16 protein-coding genes are annotated in these 17,397 nt (G+C 69.4%); 12 read left to right on the top strand and 4 right to left on the bottom strand.

Features of this window, described 5'->3' with window-relative positions; all coding sequences use genetic code 11:
* Nucleotides 1–7: 7 nt before the first annotated feature.
* From ACFFIA_RS10915 to ACFFIA_RS10880, 8 genes are all read left to right on the top strand, one after another.
* A complete protein-coding gene (locus tag ACFFIA_RS10915) occupies nucleotides 8–988 on the top strand; it encodes a ribose-phosphate diphosphokinase (protein WP_377249368.1) in 981 nt (326 codons plus the stop codon).
* Between the two features lie 207 nt (nucleotides 989–1,195).
* Nucleotides 1,196–1,852 carry a 50S ribosomal protein L25/general stress protein Ctc gene (locus ACFFIA_RS10910; protein ID WP_377249366.1) on the top strand — a complete coding sequence of 219 codons (657 nt, stop codon included), beginning with the start codon at nucleotides 1,196–1,198 and terminating at the stop codon, nucleotides 1,850–1,852.
* Between the two features lie 60 nt (nucleotides 1,853–1,912).
* Entirely contained in the window at nucleotides 1,913–2,506 is a 594-nt protein-coding gene (gene pth / locus ACFFIA_RS10905) for an aminoacyl-tRNA hydrolase (RefSeq protein WP_377249364.1), read from the top strand.
* 116 nt (nucleotides 2,507–2,622) lie between these two features.
* Nucleotides 2,623–4,122, top strand: coding sequence for a sugar transferase (locus ACFFIA_RS10900; protein ID WP_446686963.1), 1,500 nt, complete (start codon nucleotides 2,623–2,625; stop codon nucleotides 4,120–4,122).
* A complete protein-coding gene (locus ACFFIA_RS10895; protein WP_377249360.1) occupies nucleotides 4,122–4,949 on the top strand; it encodes a 3'(2'),5'-bisphosphate nucleotidase CysQ in 828 nt (275 codons plus the stop codon). Before ACFFIA_RS10900 ends, ACFFIA_RS10895 begins: the two co-directional genes overlap by 1 nt.
* 112 nt (nucleotides 4,950–5,061) lie before the next feature.
* Complete coding sequence (gene cysD / locus ACFFIA_RS10890; RefSeq protein WP_377249358.1) at nucleotides 5,062–5,973, top strand: sulfate adenylyltransferase subunit CysD; 912 nt, start codon at nucleotides 5,062–5,064, stop codon at nucleotides 5,971–5,973.
* The gene (locus tag ACFFIA_RS10885; protein WP_377249356.1) at nucleotides 5,973–7,256 is read left to right on the top strand and encodes a sulfate adenylyltransferase subunit 1; all 1,284 of its coding nucleotides are present in this window, start codon (nucleotides 5,973–5,975) and stop codon (nucleotides 7,254–7,256) included. The genes cysD and ACFFIA_RS10885 overlap by 1 nt, the downstream gene beginning before the upstream one ends.
* Before the next feature lie 442 nt (nucleotides 7,257–7,698).
* Nucleotides 7,699–9,741 (top strand): ATP-binding protein, encoded by a 2,043-nt coding sequence (locus tag ACFFIA_RS10880; protein ID WP_377249354.1) that lies wholly within the window; start codon nucleotides 7,699–7,701, stop codon nucleotides 9,739–9,741.
* A 54-nt stretch (nucleotides 9,742–9,795) separates the two neighbouring features.
* Here the strand turns inward: ACFFIA_RS10880 and galK are convergent, their stop codons facing one another.
* Complete coding sequence (galK, locus tag ACFFIA_RS10875) at nucleotides 9,796–10,899, bottom strand: galactokinase (protein WP_377249352.1); 1,104 nt, start codon at nucleotides 10,897–10,899, stop codon at nucleotides 9,796–9,798.
* Nucleotides 10,896–11,870, bottom strand: coding sequence for a UDP-glucose 4-epimerase GalE (gene galE / locus ACFFIA_RS10870; RefSeq protein WP_377249350.1), 975 nt, complete (start codon nucleotides 11,868–11,870; stop codon nucleotides 10,896–10,898). The genes galK and galE overlap by 4 nt, the downstream gene beginning before the upstream one ends.
* A 244-nt stretch (nucleotides 11,871–12,114) precedes the next feature.
* Here galE and ACFFIA_RS10865 point away from each other — a divergent pair, with 244 nt between their 5' ends.
* Complete coding sequence (locus ACFFIA_RS10865) at nucleotides 12,115–13,002, top strand: hemolysin family protein (RefSeq protein ID WP_377249744.1); 888 nt, start codon at nucleotides 12,115–12,117, stop codon at nucleotides 13,000–13,002.
* A gap of 1 nt (nucleotide 13,003) precedes the next feature.
* On the opposite strand, the gene ACFFIA_RS10860 is transcribed toward ACFFIA_RS10865, so the two are convergent.
* Nucleotides 13,004–14,245 carry a hypothetical protein gene (locus ACFFIA_RS10860; RefSeq protein ID WP_377249348.1) on the bottom strand — a complete coding sequence of 414 codons (1,242 nt, stop codon included), beginning with the start codon at nucleotides 14,243–14,245 and terminating at the stop codon, nucleotides 13,004–13,006.
* Nucleotides 14,238–14,777 (bottom strand): RNA polymerase sigma factor, encoded by a 540-nt coding sequence (locus tag ACFFIA_RS10855; protein WP_377249346.1) that lies wholly within the window; start codon nucleotides 14,775–14,777, stop codon nucleotides 14,238–14,240. The genes ACFFIA_RS10860 and ACFFIA_RS10855 overlap by 8 nt, the downstream gene beginning before the upstream one ends.
* A gap of 93 nt (nucleotides 14,778–14,870) precedes the next feature.
* Between ACFFIA_RS10855 and trpS the strand changes: the two genes are divergently transcribed.
* Genes trpS through ACFFIA_RS10840 form a run of 3 tightly spaced genes read left to right on the top strand, consistent with a single transcriptional unit; the run spans nucleotide 14,871 to nucleotide 17,396 of the window.
* Entirely contained in the window at nucleotides 14,871–15,896 is a 1,026-nt protein-coding gene (trpS, locus tag ACFFIA_RS10850; RefSeq protein WP_377249344.1) for a tryptophan--tRNA ligase, read from the top strand.
* 3 nt (nucleotides 15,897–15,899) lie between these two features.
* Nucleotides 15,900–16,436 carry a 2'-5' RNA ligase family protein gene (locus ACFFIA_RS10845; protein WP_377249342.1) on the top strand — a complete coding sequence of 179 codons (537 nt, stop codon included), beginning with the start codon at nucleotides 15,900–15,902 and terminating at the stop codon, nucleotides 16,434–16,436.
* A gap of 36 nt (nucleotides 16,437–16,472) precedes the next feature.
* Nucleotides 16,473–17,396: a YihY/virulence factor BrkB family protein gene (locus tag ACFFIA_RS10840; RefSeq protein ID WP_377249340.1), complete on the top strand. Its 924-nt coding sequence runs from the start codon at nucleotides 16,473–16,475 to the stop codon at nucleotides 17,394–17,396.
* The last annotated feature ends 1 nt before the right edge of the window (nucleotide 17,397 follow it).

Raw genomic sequence — 17,397 nt, 5'->3', positions numbered from 1 at the left:
ATTGCCGATGGGCAGCATCGTCGCGGAAAATCGCAAGAGCCTGATGCTCTTCTCAGGCCGTGGTTTTCCGGAGCTTGCCGACGAGATCGGTGCGGCTTTGGGGGTGGCACCGACCCCGACCGACGCGTACGACTTCGCCAACGGTGAGATTTTTGTGCGCTACCGGGAGTCCGTGCGTGGCTCGGACGCGTTTGTGGTGCAGTCGATTTCGCAGGGCGTCAACAAGTGGGTCATGGAGACCCTCATCATGATCGATGCGTTGAAGCGTGGCTCGGCCAAGCGCATCACGGTGGTGTTGCCGTTCTACCCGTACGCGCGGCAGGACAAGAAGCACCGTGGCCGCGAGCCGATCTCGGCGCGCCTGGTGGCGGATCTGCTGAAGACCGCGGGGGCCAACCGGATTCTCACGGTCGACCTGCACACGGCGCAGATCCAGGGCTTCTTCGACGGCCCGGTCGACCACCTCTTCGCGATGGACACGCTCGCGGGGTACGTGGAGCGCAAGTACGCGGGGCGCCCGCTGTCGGTGGTCGCGCCGGATTCGGGTCGTGTGCGCGTGGCGGAGCGGTGGACCGACCGGCTCGGTGGTTGCCCGCTGGCGTTCATTCACAAGACGCGTGACCCGCTGAAGCCCAACCAGGTGGTTGCCAATCGTGTGGTGGGCGACGTGGAGGGCCGGGTCTGCCTGATCGTCGACGACATGATCGATACGGGCGGCACGATCACGCGGGCGGCCGACATCCTGTACGACTCGGGGGCCGCCGACGTGGTGGTGGCGTCGACGCACGCGCTCCTCTCCGACCCGGCGACCGAGAAGTTGAAGAACAGCCGGATCAGCGAGCTGGTGGTGACCAATACGTTGCCGCTGCCGCCGGAGAAGCGGCTCGACAAGATCACCGTGCTGTCGATCGCGCCGTTGTTGGCGCGGGCGATCCGGGAGGTCTTCGATGACGGTTCCGTTACGACCTTGTTTGGCGGATTGAGCTAGAGGGGTAGTACCCCGAGGGATCGCAGTGGCTGTCTCCGCTAGACTGGATCGGTTGCCACGGCGAGGGTGTCCTGCGGGCTGCTGCTGACACAGCGCCTACCGCATGGCGCACCGTGATCGACGCGGTGCTCCGGGCCCTGCCCCGCGCGCGCCCCCGCCCGGCACCGCCGACCTCATGCAGCAAGACGAAACATCAGGAGTACTCCCGTGTCCGAGGTAAAGATCAGCGCCGAGCCCCGCACCGAGTTCGGCAAGGGCGGTGCCCGTCGCACCCGTCGGGCCGGCAAAGTGCCCGCCGTCCTCTACGGCCATGGCGAGAAGCCGCAGCACATCGCGCTTCCCGCTCGTGAGTTCGCCGCCGCGATCCGCCACGGCGGTCTCAACCAGGTCTTCGCGATCGACATCGTCGGCGGCGGTGCCACGCTGGCGCTGCCGAAGGCGATCCAGCGTGACCCGATCAAGGACACCTTCGAGCACGTCGATCTGCTGATCGTGCGTCGCGGCGAGAAGGTGACCGTCGACGTTCCCGTGCAGCTGACCGGTGAGGCGGCCCGGGGCACCCTGGTCGTGACCGAGAGCACCACGCTTTCGATCACCGCCGAGGCGCTGCACCTGCCCGAGCACCTCGAGGCTTCGATCGAGGGCCTGGAGGCCGGCTCCCGGATCGCCGCCGCGGATGTCAAGCTGCCGCGTGGCGCCGAGCTGGCCGCCGACCCCGAGCTGGTCATCGCCCTGATCACCGTGGCGCCGAGCGCCGAGGAGCTGGAGGGCGAGACCGCCGAGGCGGCCGAGGCAGCCGAGGAGGCCGCTGGCGAGGAGGCCGCCGCCGAGGAGCAGCCGACCGAGGCCGCCGCGTCGGCCTGATCGCACAGGCTGTCGGAGGGGGCCCCACACGGGCCCCCTTCCGTGTATGAGGGATCCAGGATGGACGAGCGCTTTCTTGTGGTCGGGCTGGGCAACCCGGGGCGGGAGTACACGGGTAACCGGCACAATGTCGGCTTCATGGTCGCCGACCTGATCGCGGGGCGGATCGGTGTGCGGCTCGGGCGGCACAAGCGGGCGGTGGCCGAGGTCGGCGAGGGGCGCCTCGCGCCGGGCGGCCCGCAGGTGGTGCTGGCGAAGCCGTTGACGTACATGAACCTGTCCGGCGGGCCGGTGGCCGCGCTCGCCCAGTTCTACAAGATTCCCGTCGGCAACATCATCGCCGTGCATGACGAGCTGGATCTCGGGTACGGGACGGTGCGCGCGAAGGTCGGTGGTGGCGAGGGCGGCCACAACGGTCTGCGTTCGATGTCGAAGTCGTTGGGGAGCAAAGACTACGTGCGTGTGCGGTTCGGCATCGGGCGTCCGCCGGGTCGGCAGGATCCGGCCGACTTCGTGCTGTCCGACTTCTCCTCGGCGGAGCGCAAGGAGCTCGAGTTCCTGGTCGATCGGGCGGCTGACGTTGTCGAGACGGTTGTCACCCGCGGGGTGGAGGTCGCCCAGAACGCCTACAACGCGCGCGGTGTCGGGGAGTGAGCCTCGCGGGCGACCGGGGAGCGCGTAGCCGCGCAAAGTAGGGCAAAGCGTGACGCTCAGACCGTTCGGCGCGTTGGTCACGAGGAACGCGATCGACGGGGGGCAAAGTGCGGCAGTTGTGGGACGTCGACGACGAGCTGGATCTCTTCCCGACACCGCTCCCGTCCCGCCCTCCGGTCCGCCCATCGCGGCGTACGCCCGGGCGCCACGCGGCCCCTCCCCGGCGTGCGGCGTGGGAGTCGCGGTACGTACGCCAACTGCTCGTCGGCGACGTGCTCGTCGGGCTGGTCGCGGGCGCGCTGGCGTTCGAGGTGCGCTTCGGCCTGACGGTCACCTCGTACAACCGCGTGTACCTGCTGCTCTCCCTTCTCCTGCCGGTGTTGCTGGTGGGCACGCTCGCGCTGCACCGCACGTACGAGGGTCGCTTCCTGTACGTGGGCACCGAGGAGTACCAGCGGGTCATCCGTTCGGGGCTGAGCCTGATCGCGGCGGCCGCGGTCGTGTCGTACGCGCTCGACCTGCCCACCGCCCGCCTCTACGTGCTGGTGGCGCTGCCGGCCGCGACCGTCGCCGCGCTGGTGGTGCGCTTCGCCGCGCGCAAGCGGCTGCACCGGGCGCGGGAGCGGGGTGAGTGCCTGCGCCGCGTGATCGTGGTGGGGCACGAGTTGGCGGTCGTGCACATCACGCGGCAGTTGCGCCGCGAGCGGTACCACGGCTTGGAGGTTGTCGGGGCGTGCCTGCCCGCGGGGGGTGACGGTGACGTGGGCCTGCCGGTGTACGGCACCTTCGACGACGTCGCCGACGCGGTGGACGCGGCGGCGGCCGACACGGTGATCGTGCTCTCCTGCCCGGAGCTGGACGGGCACGCGTTGCGGCGGCTGGCGTGGCGGTTGGAGCGCGACGAGGTCGACCTGATCGTGGCGAGTGCGCTGGTGGACGTGGCCGGCGACCGCACGACGATCCGGCCGGTGGACGGGCTGCCGATGCTGCACGTCGAGCATCCGCGCCTGGAGGGTGGTGCGCGGGTGGTGAAGGAGGTCGTCGACCGGGTCGGCGCGGCGCTGCTGCTCGCACTCCTCTCCCCGCTGTTGCTGACTCTCGCCGTCCGAATCCGTCGTGACTCGGACGGGCCGGTATTCTTCCGTCAGGTGCGGGTCGGCAGAGATGGGCGGCCCTTTGTCATGTACAAGTTCCGCAGCATGCACCTCGACGCCGAGGCGCGGCTCGCGGAGATCCGGCACCTCAACGAGCACGACGGTGTGCTCTTCAAGGTGCGGGACGACCCCCGGGTGACCCCCGTCGGTCGGTGGTTGCGCAGGCTGTCGCTCGACGAGCTGCCGCAGCTGTTCAACGTGCTACGCGGCCAGATGTCGCTGGTGGGCCCGCGCCCGCCGCTGCCGGAGGAGGTGGCGGTCTACGCGGACGACGTCCGGCGCCGGCTCGCGGTCAAGCCCGGCATGACCGGGTTGTGGCAGGTTTCCGGTCGGTCGGACCTGCCGTGGGAGGAGGCGGTCCGCTTGGACCTGCGATACGTGGAAAACTGGTCGCTCTCGTTCGACCTGGTCATCATGGCGCGCACCGTCTCGGCGGTGGCCCGGTCGGCGGGGGCGTACTGATGGCGCCCCCGGTCATCGACGGCGCGTTCGCCCGGTGGCTCGCCGCCCGCGCGGGCGAGCTGCTGCTGGAGGTGCGCTCCGAGCGCGGCCACGAAGACCCGGCGGCGCTCAAGTCGGCCGGCGACAAGCTCTCCCACGACCTGATCCGCACCGAGCTGGCGCGGTGGCGTCCGGCCGACGCGGTGCTGTCCGAGGAAGACGACCACGCGCGCAAGGCGTGGGTCGAGGGCGACGGGCCGCGGCCGCCCGCCCGCCTGGGGGCCGAGCGCGTGTGGATCATTGATCCGCTCGACGGCACGCGCGAGTTCGCCGAGCAGGGGCGGGCCGACTGGGCGGTGCACGTGGCGCTCTGGGCGCGGGAGGCGAGCGGGCCGCTCAATCTCGCGGCGGGCGCGGTGGCGCTGCCGGCGCAGCACCGGGTCCTGGGCACCGACTACCCGCCCGCGTACCCGCCGGCGAGCCTCGCCTCGCCCAGCGGTGGCGCGATCCGCCTGGCGGCCAGCCGCAGCCGGCCGCCGGCGTTCCTCAGCGCGGTCGCCGACGAGGTGCGCGCCGAACTCGTCCCCATGGGGTCCGCCGGCGCCAAGATCGCCGCGGTCATCAGCGGCGAGGTCGACGGGTACATCCACGCGGGCGGTCAGTACGAGTGGGATTCCGCCGCGCCCGTGGCTGTGGCGACGGCCACCGGGCTCCACGCTTCCCGGATCGACGGGTCCGCGCTGAAATACAATCAGGCCGATCCCCGCCTGCCGGATCTGCTGGTCTGCCGGAAGGATCTCGCCCCTCGGTTGCTGGCCGCGGTGCGGAGGCAGCTGCAGGTAGAGTGATCCTGGGTAAACCAATCGGAAAGGTCTGGAATGTGAGCGAGCGCAGCGACCGAACCATCGGGTGCAGCGCCCTTGGCGCCTCACGGCCGCCCGCGGCGAAGCGAGGACGGCCGTGAGCGGGGCGCAGACCTACCGGGTTTCGCACCTGGCCGCTCTCGAGGCCGAGAGCATCTTCATCATGCGCGAGGTCGTCGCCGAGCTGGAGCGGCCGGTGCTGCTCTTCTCCGGCGGCAAAGACTCGATCGTGATGCTGCGGTTGGCGGAGAAGGCGTTCGCGCCGGGGCGGATCCCGTTCCCCGTGATGCACGTCGACACCGGGCACAACTTCCCCGAGGTCATCGCCTACCGCGACACGCGCGTCTCCGACCTGGCCCTCCACCTGGTCGTGGCGAGCGTGCCCGAGGCGCTGGAGGCCGGGCTGGTGCGCGAGCCCGCCGACGGCTCGCGCAACCGCATCCAGACCCCGGTGCTGCTCGCGGCCGTGGAAAAGTACCGGTTCGACGCGCTCTTCGGCGGCGCCCGCCGCGACGAGGAGAAGGCCCGGGCCAAGGAGCGCGTGTTCAGCTTCCGCGACGACTTCGGCCAGTGGGACCCGAAAAACCAGCGCCCCGAGCTGTGGTCGCTCTACAACGGGCGGCACCATCCCGGCGAGTCGATCCGCGTCTTCCCGCTCTCCAACTGGACCGAGCTCGACGTGTGGCACTACATCGCCAGCGAAGGGCTCGCGCTGCCTGAGATCTACTACGCACACGAGCGCGAGGTCATCGAGCGTGACGGCATGCTCTACGCGGTCAACGAGTTCCTGGCGGCGCGTGCCGGCGAGACCCCGTTCGTCGAGACGGTGCGCTACCGCACGGTCGGCGACGCGTCCTGCACCGCCGCCGTCCGTTCCGTCGCCGACACGGTGGAGAAGGTCATCGAAGAGGTGGCCGCCACGCGCATCACCGAGCGCGGCGCCACGCGCGGCGACGACCGGGTGAGCGAGGCCGCGATGGAAGACCGCAAGCGGGAGGGCTACTTCTGATGACCGCGCCCGTGCTGGAGCCGCGCACGATGGACCTGTTGCGGTTCGCGACCGCCGGCTCGGTAGACGACGGCAAGTCCACCCTGATCGGGCGACTGCTGTACGACACCAAGTCGCTCTTCACCGACCAGCTCGAGGCCGTCGAGGCGGTCAGCCTGGCCCGCGGCGACGAGTACACCAACCTCGCGCTGCTCACCGACGGCCTGCGCGCCGAGCGCGAGCAGGGCATCACGATCGACGTGGCCTACCGCTACTTCGCGACGCCCCGGCGCAAGTTCATCATCGCCGACACGCCAGGCCACATCCAATACACGCGCAACATGGTCACCGGCGCCTCCACCGCCGACCTCGCGCTGATCCTGGTCGACGCGCGCAAGGGGCTGGTCGAGCAGTCCCGGCGGCACGCGTTCCTCTGCTCGCTGCTGCGCGTGCCACACGTGGTCCTCTGCGTCAACAAGATGGACCTGGTCGACTGGTCGCAGGAGGTCTACGAGCGGATCGCCGACGAGTTCACCTCGTTCGCGGCCAAGCTCGAGGCGCCCGACCTCACCGTCATCCCGATCTCCGCGCTGCACGGCGACAACATCGTCACCCGCTCCGACAAGAGCCCGTGGTACGAAGGCCCGTCGCTGCTGCACCACCTGGAGCACGTGCACATCGCCTCCGACCGCAACCTGGTCGACGTGCGCTTCCCCGTGCAGTACGTGATCCGTCCCCAGTCCACCACCGTCACCGACTACCGGGGCTACGCCGGTCAGGTGGCCTCCGGCGTGCTCAAGCCCGGCGACGAGGTGATGGTGCTGCCGTCCGGCTTCACGAGCCGCATCGCCGCGATCGACACCGCCGACGGCCCGGTCGCCGAGGCGTACCCCCCGATGTCCGTCACTGTGCGGCTCGCAGACGAGATCGACATCTCCCGCGGCGACATGATCTGCCGCCCGCACAACGCCCCCGCGGTCGCGCAGGACATCGAGGCGATGGTCTGCTGGATGGACGAGAGCCGCCCGCTGACCGTCGGCGGCAAGTACGCGGTCAAGCACACGACCCGGGCCGCCCGCGCCGTGGTCCGCGGCCTTCAGTACCGGCTCGACGTCAACTCGCTGCACCGCGACGAAAGCGCCACGCAGCTGTCGCTCAACGAGATCGGCCGCATCCGCCTGCGCACGACCGTGCCGCTGCTCGCCGACGAGTACCGCCGCAACCGCACCACGGGCGGCCTCATCCTCATCGACGAGACCACCAACCGCACGGTCGGCGCCGCGATGATCATCGAGACCTCCTAGATCGTTTGAGCTACCGCGACGTCCGCGTGGTCCGGACCTACAATGCCACTCAGCTTAAGTCGATCATGAGATCGGGCCTATCCTGGGCTGCCCCGCGTGAGCAGGGAAATCCATGCGCGCGCATGGATTCGGCCGAACCCGACACTTCGCGTGGTCTCGGAGAATGTCCAGGTCATCGCCTTGATCAAACTATATTGAGTGGCATTGGGTCCGGACCGTTGCTCCCGCAGCCTCACCCTCCGCGGCTGGCAATCTCACCCCTGCCCGGCTCGCCGGGCCCCGTCAGACAAACCTCCCACGGCTTACAACCGGAGGGTCACAAAGTTCGAACCTAGCCGACGGTGCTGGCTGAGTTTCCGGTGCGGAGCACGGCGTAGGTCCGGAGGTGGGTCGGAGCGTCCCGATAGAGTGTTGTGACGTCCAAGCGTCGAAGGGGGGCATGATGGCGCTCACCACGTCTCTGGTGGGTCGGGTTCAGAACACGAGTCTCCCGAAGAGCCACTCCCTCCTACCGCTGCTTGAGGCTGTCGTCAACGGTCTCCAAGCGATCGATGCACGCTTCGGCTCGGACACCGGACAGGGACGCCTGCAGGTCACGATCGAACGGAGCGGGCAGGATGAGTTCGACTTCGGCCCCTCTGGGCCTGGCCGGGCGGCGCTGAAGCGGATCGTCGGCTTCGCCGTCGAAGACAACGGCGTGGGCTTCACCTCAGACAACATGGGCTCGTTCGAGACGTTGGACAGCGACTACAAGGCCGAAATGGGTTGCCGCGGGGTGGGCCGTCTCCTCTGGCTCAAGGCATTCGACAGGATTTTGATCCGCAGCGCGTACAAGAATGAAGACGGCGATCTGTGCACACGACAGTTCAGGTTCTCTGTAGACCGCGAAGTCGAGCATATCGAACCGCCGGACGGCTTCAGCGACACTGGGACCGTTGTGCATCTGAACGGATTCAAAGACAGCTTCCAAAGGAACGCGGCAAAGACCGTCGAAGCCATCGCCCGCGAAGTGTTCGAACACTGCATCTGGTACTTCCTCCGACCCGGCGGCGCTCCTGAGGTGACAGTTGTAGATGATGATGAGGTCGTGTCCCTCAACAAGTTGATGGATGGCTTTGTCTTCTCCGGGTTGCCGACGACTACAGTCACCATCAAGGGCAAGAAGTTCGACATGACCAACCTCGGCCTCAAGTCCTCGACGCGCAATCCCACGCCTCGGCTGTACTGGTGCGCTGCGAACCGCGTCGTCATGGAGGAAAACCTAACCGGCAAGATCGCCGGATTGTACGGCCGGCTGAAGGACGACACGTCAGCCGAGTTTACGTACGTCTGCTACCTGTCGTCCGACTATCTTGACGCGCACGTCCGCGCCGATCGCACTGCTTTCGACATTGACGAACGGCTGGGTGGCACGTTACTGGATGAGGATATTTCACTTGAAGACATCCGCTCGGGCGTGCTGCAAGAGGTAGAACGACTCCTTTCCGAGCCGCTGGCTGCGGCCCGCAACGAGGGCAAGGCGCGCGTCAATGAGTTCGTGAGTAACCGCGCGCCTCGGTATCGCCCGGTCCTCTCCCGGCTCGAGTTGCTCGGCGTGACCGTGGATCCGTCCATCAAGGACCCGGACCTCGAACTTCTGCTGCATCGCAACCTCCAGAAGTTGGAGGCCGAGGCCATCGCTGAGGGGCAGGCGGTGTTCGCGGAGGCCGGTTCTGCCCCCCTGGAGGAGTACCAGGAACGGCTAAATCGCTATCTTGATGCCGTCAAGGACATCAATCAGTCCGATCTTGCGGCGTATGTCTCCCGTCGGAGGGTGATTCTCGACATCCTGTTTAAGATCATCAGGATGAACGGACAGGGCAAGTACTCCCGAGAAGACGCTATTCACTCGCTTCTCATGCCGATGCGCACAGATTCGGACGAGATCGGGTCTGATGCATCGAATCTGTGGATCATCGACGAACGACTCGCCTTCCACGACTACCTCGCCTCTGACAAGACGCTCAAGAGCATGCCTATCACCGGTTCCGAGTCGACGAAAGAGCCGGACATAATCTCAACGCGGCTCGTCGACACGCCCGTGCTGACAGCGGAGGGCGAGACTATGCCGCTGCCGTCGATTGTCGTGGTCGAGATTAAGAGGCCGATGCGGAATGACGCATCAGAGGACAAGGACCCAATTCTTCAGTCGCTTGACTATGTGAAGCGAGTACGCAGTGGTGGCGTGTTGACGGCTTCGGGACGTCCAATCCCAGCGTCTCAGGATTCGCCGGCATTCTGCTACGTCCTGGCTGACCTCACGCCGACACTAGTGAGTAGGTGCGAGTATGCAAATCTCCGGCGGACTCATGACGGCCTCGGGTACTTCGGATTTAATGAGTCAGCAAAGGCGTACATAGAGGTCCTGTCTTTCGACAGGCTTATAAACGCCGCTACGGAGCGCAACCGAGCATTCTTTGACAAGCTGGGACTGCCATCGAGTTAGTCCTTGCAGCAGGCCTCCTAGTGGAGTAATGCCACGCGCGAGCACACTGACAGATCATAGGCGGACGGCGCCGTGGCCGGGGATGGCGACGAAGGGCTCGGGCGGGGCGAAGCCGCGCGTCGCGAAGCTCTCTGCGACCGCCGCGGCCACAGTGTCCGTCGCGTCGGTGTCGGCCAGGGCGAGCACGCAGCCGCCGAAACCGCCGCCGGTCATGCGGGCGCCGTAGGCACCGGCGGAGATGGCTGCCTCCACCGCGGCGTCGACCTCGGGCACGGTGATCTCGAAGTCGTCGCGCATCGAGGTGTGCGAGGCGGTCATCAGTGGCCCGATGTCGCGCACACGCCCGTCGCGGAGCAGGGCCACCGTGTCGATTACGCGCTGGTCCTCGGTCACCACGTGCCTCGCCCGGCGCTGGAGGACCGGGTCGGTGATGGCGGCGACCGAGTCGGGCGTGGCGTCGCGCAGGGCGGGGATGCCGAGGACGCGGGCGGCCTCCTCGCAGGCGGCACGGCGGGCCGCGTACTCACCGGTGACGTGGCGGTGCGGCGCCTTGGTGTCGATGACCAGCACGGCCAGCCCGGCGGCCGCCACGTCGAACGGGATGTGCTCGACCTCCAGCGAACGGCAGTCGAGGAAGAGCGCGTGCCCCGCGCGGCAGCGGATCGACGCGGACTGGTCCATGATGCCGCAGGGCATCCCGGCGTAGTCGTTCTCCGCGCGCTGGGCGAGCGCCGGCCGCTCGTCGACGGGCAGGTCGAGGCCGCCGAGGTCGACGAGTGCGGTGAGCACGGCCGACTCCAGCGCCGCGGACGAGGACAGGCCAGCGCCGAGCGGCACGTCGGAGGTGATCGCCATCCGGGCGCCGGGCACGTCGAAGCCGGCCTCGCGCAGGGCCCAGACGACGCCGGCGACGTACGCGCCCCAGCCGGAGACGTGCTCGGAGAGGTCGAACTCGATCCGCTCGTCGGCCTGCTCCGACCACACCGTCCACTGTTGAGTGTCCAGCATGGACGCTCCGACGACGGTGCGCTGCGGCAGCGCGAAGGGGAGGACGAAACCGTCGTTGTAGTCGGTGTGCTCGCCGATCAGGTTGACCCGGCCCGGCGCCGCCCACACTCCCTCGGGGTCGGCGCCGTAGACCGCCGCGAACTGCTTCACGCGACGTGCTCGCGGTAGAACGCCCACGCGTCGGAGACCATGTCGTGCAGCGTCGTCTTGACCGGCGTCCAGCCCAGCTCGCGGCGGGCCAGCTCGGAGGAGGCGACCAGCGCCGCGGGGTCGCCGGAGCGGCGGGGGGCGGTCTCGACCGGGAGCGGATGGCCGGTGACCTCACGGACCACCTCGACCACGCGGCGGTTGGAGAAGCCGGCGCCGCTACCCAGGTTGTAGATCTTGTGCTCCCCGGGCGTGGCCTTCTCCAGCGCGAGCAGGTGGGCGCGAGCCAGGTCTTCGACGTGGATGTAGTCGCGCACGCAGGTGCCGTCTTCGGTGGGGTAGTCGTCGCCGAAGAGCTGGAGCTTGTCGCGCTTGCCGGCGGCGACCTGGAGCGCGATCGGGATGAGGTGGGTTTCCGGGTCGTGCCGCTCGCCGATCGCGATGCCGGGGCGCAGGTAGGCGCCGGCCACGTTGAAGTAGCGCAGCGACACCGCGGCCAGCTCGTGCGCGAACGCCTCCGAGGTGAGCGCCAGGTCGAACGCGAGCTTGGTCGCCCCGTAAGTGCTCGTGGGGTGCTTGACCGCCGACTCGGGGATGGGCAGCTCGGTCGGATTGCCGTACACCGCGGCGGTGGAGGAGAAGACGAAGCGCCGCACGCCCGCCGCCCGCACCGCGTCGAGCAGGGCGAGCGAGCCGACGACGTTGGCGTCCCAGTACAGCTCGGGCTTGGCCATCGACTCGCCGGCCGCGATCAGCCCGGCGAAGTGGAGCACCCCGTCGAAGCCGGCCTCCGGCGTGAGCACCTGTGCCGCGTCGTGGATCGGGGCGCGGACGAACGTCGCCTCCGGCGCGATCGCCACCTCGTGCCCGGTGCGCAGGTCGTCGAGGACGACCACCTCGTGGCCGGCGTCGAGGAGCAGGCGGCTGACAACGCTGCCGACGTATCCGGCGCCGCCGGTGACGAGCAGTTTCACGAGTGCCCTCTCTCATCGGATGGTTGGTGCGCGGGCCAGGGTACTGGCCTCAGTATTCCACCAGATTCGAGCAAGAGTAAACAAGTTCGAACACTGGTAAGGAAGCGCGGATAAACCAGCGCCTGTCTACCATTTCCCCATGCAGGACACGGGCGGCGGAAACGCCGGGCCCCGACGACATACCAAGACGTCGGGGCGTTCCCGACGAGAGCCCGGTCCGGTCGCGCGCACGGCGGCCGGGATCGTGATCCGGCTGGCCGACGCGCTCGCCGGCATGATCGGCGCCGGTCGCACCGCCGGCCGTGAGCGCATCAGCGAGGCCGACCTGCGCGACCTGATCGCGGCCAACACGCTGCTCGACCCGGTGGAGCGCCGGATCCTCGACGAGGTGCTCACCGCTGGCGCCAGCCTCGTCCGCGAGGTGATGATGCCGCGCACCGACGTTACCTTTCTCGACGCTGGGCTCAGCCTCGACGAGGCGGCCCAGATGGTACGGGCGGAGACACATACCCGATACCCGGTTGTCGACGGCACACACGACGACGTGGTCGGCTTCGTCCACCTGCGCGACCTGCTGATCCGCCCGCCGGGCGACGGGCGGTGCACGATCCGCGAGCTGACCCGCGAGGTCAAGCGGCTGCCCGGGAGCAAGCGCGTGCTCGCCGCCCTCTCCGAGATGCGCCGCGAGCGGCACCACCTGGCGGTGGTGGTCGACGAGTACGGGGGCACCGCCGGCATCGTCACGCTCGAAGACCTCATCGAGGAGCTGGTCGGTGAGATCCACGACGAATACGATGCCGCGCCCGACCCCGCGGCAGCCGGTGCCGAGGTCGACGGCCGGCTCAACCTCGCCGACTTCGCCGAGCGCGCCGGCTTCCCGCTGCCCGCCGGTCCGTACGAGACGGTGGGCGGTTTCGTCATGTCGCGGCTGGGCCGGCTACCGCTGGTCGGCGACGAGGTGACCGTCGTCGTGCCGGAAGACGGCGACGCCGAGCCGGCCACCTGGCGGCTGCGCGTGCTGGAGCTCGACGGCCGCCGGGTCGCCCGGGTCGGCATCGCCGCTCAGGTGTCGGCGCCGCCCGTACCGACCGCGCGTGTGCCCGTCGAGGCGACGGGCACGGAGCGCGCCTGACTCACCTGACCTGGAGCTTGCGCCACGTCGAGCCGTCCGCGGAGAAGGCGGACCAGGGGCTGCCGAAGAGGTCGTACGCCACGTAGCCGGCCGTGGTGCGGACGATCCGGCCGACCGCGGGGAGGGAGCCTTCGGCGCGGGCGAACGTACGGCCGTCGTCCTCGCTGACGTACCAGCGCTGGTCCGTACCGGTGATCAGGAGCCGCCCGTCGAGCAGCGGCACCACCTCGCCGGCCAGCCCGGGCCGCGGCGAGATCGAGGGGAGCGTGGTCCGGGAGAACTGCCGGCCCGAGTCGGTCGAGAGGTAGATCGCGGAGATCGCCCGGTCGTCGCCGAGGACGGTGGCGTACGCGCGCTGGCCGAGCACCGACACCTGGACGGTCCAGCCGGTCGCGTCGAAGGTCTCGACCTCCCACGTACGGCCGCCGTCGCGGGTGACCGCCGCCGCCGGCCGCCCGTCGCCGAGCTGGCCACCGACCCACCACGCGCCGGTCGCGGTGGGCGCACCGGCGACCCAGTTGACGGTCATGTCTCGCGGCTGGTTGACCAGTTCGCCGCGGTTGCCGTACGTCGAGCTCCAGACCTCGACAGCCCTGTCGCCGAGCCGGAGGATGTCGCCGAGCCGGAGGATCTGGCCCGCGGCGATGGCGGCCGCCGGGCCCGTGGTGTGCGCGGCGGCCCGCCAGGTCTGCGCGCCGTCGGCGGAAATGTAGCCGGCGACGACGATGCGCCCGTCCCGGAACCCCGTGATGTCGAGGAACGGGCCCTGGCCGGTGGTGTCGAGCTGGCCGGTATCGGCGGGGAGCGTGGCGAGCCGCCAGGTGATCCCGCCGTCGGTGGTGCGGGCCAGGCTCGGCGCGCAGCGCCCGTTGTCGTCGCGGCACTGGAGCAGCGCGTACCCGTTGTCAGGATCGGTGAACTCGACATCGGTGATCTGGCCGCGGGGGTCGAGGAAGCCGTCGCCGGTGAGGCCGTTGATCGTGATGCCGGCGTCGGTGTAGACGACCCCGGGCGACGGACTGGGGTCGGCCACCACCACCGGCGGCGCCTGGTCGCTCGCCCAGGGGCGCAGCCCGGCGAAGCCGGCCACCGCGAGCACCGCCACGACCGCACTGGCGATACGGGCCCGGCGGCGGTGGCGGATCGCCGTGGCCCGGGCGCCGATCTGCTCCAGCGCCGGCTGCTCGATCGCGTCGAGCAGGGCGGCGCGCTCGCGGGACAGCTTGGTCTCCAGCTCAGGCACGGGCCACCTCCGTGGACGTCGTGCCCAGGTCGCGATAGTCGCCGAGCCGCTCGGCGAGGGCGGCGCGGCCGCGGGAGAGGCGGGACTTGACCGTGCCCACGGGCACCTGGAGCACGGCCGCCACCTCCTCGACCGGCAGGTCGGCGAAGTAGTGCAGCACGATGACCTCGCGGAACGTGGCGGGTATGGCGGCGATCGCCTCGCGCAGGTCGGCCCGCTCCGGACCGGGCGCGGGCTCGACGGTGCGGACCACCGGGCGGTCGCGGAGCAGGATGGCGTCGAGCAGCTTGCGCCGCCGCCACCGGCGCCGGACCACGTTGACCGCGACGGTACGCAGCCACGCCTCCGGATTGTCCACGCCGGCCAGACCCTGCGGCCGGGCCAGCGCGCGGGCGAATGCCTCCTGGACCACGTCCTGCGCCTCCGTCAGATCGGTCGTGAACGCGTAGACCTGCGCGACCAGGCGCCGGTAGCAGGCGTGGTACAGCTCCCCGATCGCCTGCTCCGCTGTCCGCGCGTCCCGTCCCGGCACCGACCACCGCCCTCTGCTCGAGATCTCTGACGGTATGAGCCCTGGCCGGCTTCGTTGGTTCCGGCCACTCCTGTCAGAATGGCCGGCATGTCGGTGTCTGACGCAACCCCCCGCCCCCGGGTGCTTTCCGGCATCCAGCCGACCGCCGACTCATTCCATCTCGGTAACTACCTGGGCGCGGTGCGTAACTGGGTCGCCATGCAGGAGACGCACGACACCTTCTACTGCGTCGTCGACCTGCACGCGATCACGATGGGCCACGACCCGGCCCAGCTGCGCCAGCGCACGCGCCTCTCGGCCGCCCAGCTGCTCGCCGCCGGCCTCGACCCGGAGCGGTGCACGCTCTTCGTGCAGTCGCACGTGCCCGAGCACCCCCAGCTGGCCTGGGTGATGAGCTGCATCACCGGGTTCGGCGAGGCGAGCCGGATGACCCAGTTCAAGGACAAGTCGGCCAAGCAGGGCGCCGACCGCTCCAGCGTCGGGCTCTTCACCTACCCGATCCTCCAGGCCGCCGACATCCTGCTCTACCAGGCCGACGCCGTACCGGTCGGCGAAGACCAGCGGCAGCACCTGGAGCTGACCCGCGACCTGGCCCAGCGGTTCAACACGCTGTTCGGGAAGACGTTCACGGTGCCCGCGCCGTACATCGTGCGCGATACCGCGAAGATCACCGACCTTCAGGAGCCCACCGCCAAGATGTCCAAGTCGGCCTCCTCGCCGGCCGGCATCATCGAGCTGCTCGAAGACCCGGCCCGCTCGGCGAAGAAGATCCGCTCGGCGGTCACCGACACCGGGCGCGAGATCATCTTCGACCAGGCAAACAAGCCCGGCGTCTCCAACCTGCTGACGATCTACTCGGCTCTCTCCGGCCGCACGATCGAGGACCTCGTCGGGGCGTACGACGGGAAGGGCTACGGCGACCTGAAGAAGGATCTCGCCGAGGTCGTGGTGGAGTTCGTCAAGCCGATGCAGGAGCGCACGCGCGCCTACCTCGACGACCCGTCCCAGCTCGACAAGCTGCTCGCGGTCGGCGCCGAGAAGGCTCGCGCGGTGGCCACCGAGACGCTGCGCACCGCGTACGAGCGGGTCGGCTTCCTCGCACCGTCGCGGAACGCGTAGCAGGTGTCCGCCCACGACGATCGGGTCACCCGGATCGGGGTGGCCATCGACATCCCCGAGCCCTGGGGGAGCGCCCTCACCCGGCGGCGCGCCGAGGCGGGCGATCCCCAGGCCGCGTACGTGCCCGCGCACCTGACCCTCCTCGGCCCCACCGAGATCGAGCCCGACCGGCTGCCCGCGATCGAGGAGCACCTCGCCGCGGTGGCGGCCGCGCAGCCGGGGTTCTCGCTGCACCTGCGCGGCACCGGCACGTTCCGGCCGCTGACCGAGGTGGTCTTCGTCGTGGTCGCGGCCGGGATCAGCGAGTGCGAGCAGTTGGCCGCGGCGATCGGCAGGAGCGGCGACCTGAAGCGGGAGACGCGCTTCCCGTACCACCCGCACGTCACGGTCGCGCAGGACGTGTCGCCGGATGCGCTCGACGCGGTCTACGACGACCTCGCCGGCTTCTCCGCGCTGTTTCATGTGGACGCCTTCACGCTCTTCTCGCACACGGGCGAGGCGCGCTGGCAGCCACGCCGGGATTTCTCTCTCGGCAGGTGACGGGCGCGCCGGGCACGCATCCGTCAGGATGTCGGCGTGAACATCGTTGCCCGGGTGGAAGCGGGAATCAACGGGCGGCTTGAGGCAGCCCGCCGCCGGTCCCGGGCGTTCGACCACCTCTACCGCGCGCTCGACCGCTACGGTGCGGTGCTGGCCGGCCGGCTCGCGGCGGCGATCGCCTACTACGGCTTCTTCGCGGTCTTCGCGCTCGGCCTGGTGGCGTACTGGGCCTTCGGCTTCGTGCTCAACCGCAACGAGGCGCTTCGCCACGCGGTCGACGACTTCCTCCACCAGAACCTGCCGTTCCTCCAGCTCGAGCAGATCCAGGAAAGCAGCGGCACGGTCGGCGTGGTCGGCCTCCTAGCGCTCGCCTTCACCGGGATCGCCTGGGTCGAGGCGATCCGTTCCTCGCAACGGGCCCTGTACGAGGTGCCGCAGCAGCCCGGCAACCTCGTCGTGCGCCGGATCGTCGACATGCTCGTACTCCTCGTGGTCTTCCTCCTGCTGTCGCTCTCGCTGGCCGCGGCGGACACCGCGCAGGCGCTGGTGGGATGGCTGATCGGCGACGACGGCTCGGTCGCGCTCACCGCCGTGCGGTGGCTCATGACCGTGGCGTTCAACCTGGTCCTGGCGACCGCCCTCCTGGTGGTCGTACCGCGGCTGCGCATGTCGGTCCGCCGCCTCCTGCCCTCCATGCTGGTGGTCGCGGCCGGCATCACGCTGCTCAACACACTCGGCCGGGAGTACGTGATCCGGATCGACCGCAATCCGGCGTACACAGTGGTCACCGGCGCGGTGGGCCTGCTGCTCTACCTGTACCTGCTCAACCAGCTCCTGCTCTTCGGCGCCGCGCTGGCCGCGACGAGTACGCACGGGCGGGTCACCGACCTCGCCGCCGAGGCAGCACCGGCCGACGATTTGCCGCAAAACGAGGATCCGCGACGTCCAGACGCCTCATGAT

The organism is Phytohabitans kaempferiae (genome assembly GCF_042433955.1).
Classification (GTDB): domain Bacteria; phylum Actinomycetota; class Actinomycetes; order Mycobacteriales; family Micromonosporaceae; genus Phytohabitans; species Phytohabitans kaempferiae.
Note: the sequence above shows the minus strand (reverse complement) of the source record. Positions and strands in the feature narration are given on the sequence as shown.

Coding starts and splice junctions, on each gene's coding strand:
- pth (WP_377249364.1), top strand. CDS start 1,913: ATGGACGAGCGCTTTCTTGTGGTCGGGCTGGGCAACCCGGGGCGGGAG.
- ACFFIA_RS10915 (WP_377249368.1), top strand. CDS start 8: ATGGGCAGCATCGTCGCGGAAAATCGCAAGAGCCTGATGCTCTTCTCA.
- ACFFIA_RS10895 (WP_377249360.1), top strand. CDS start 4,122: ATGGCGCCCCCGGTCATCGACGGCGCGTTCGCCCGGTGGCTCGCCGCC.
- ACFFIA_RS10880 (WP_377249354.1), top strand. CDS start 7,699: ATGGCGCTCACCACGTCTCTGGTGGGTCGGGTTCAGAACACGAGTCTC.
- ACFFIA_RS10885 (WP_377249356.1), top strand. CDS start 5,973: ATGACCGCGCCCGTGCTGGAGCCGCGCACGATGGACCTGTTGCGGTTC.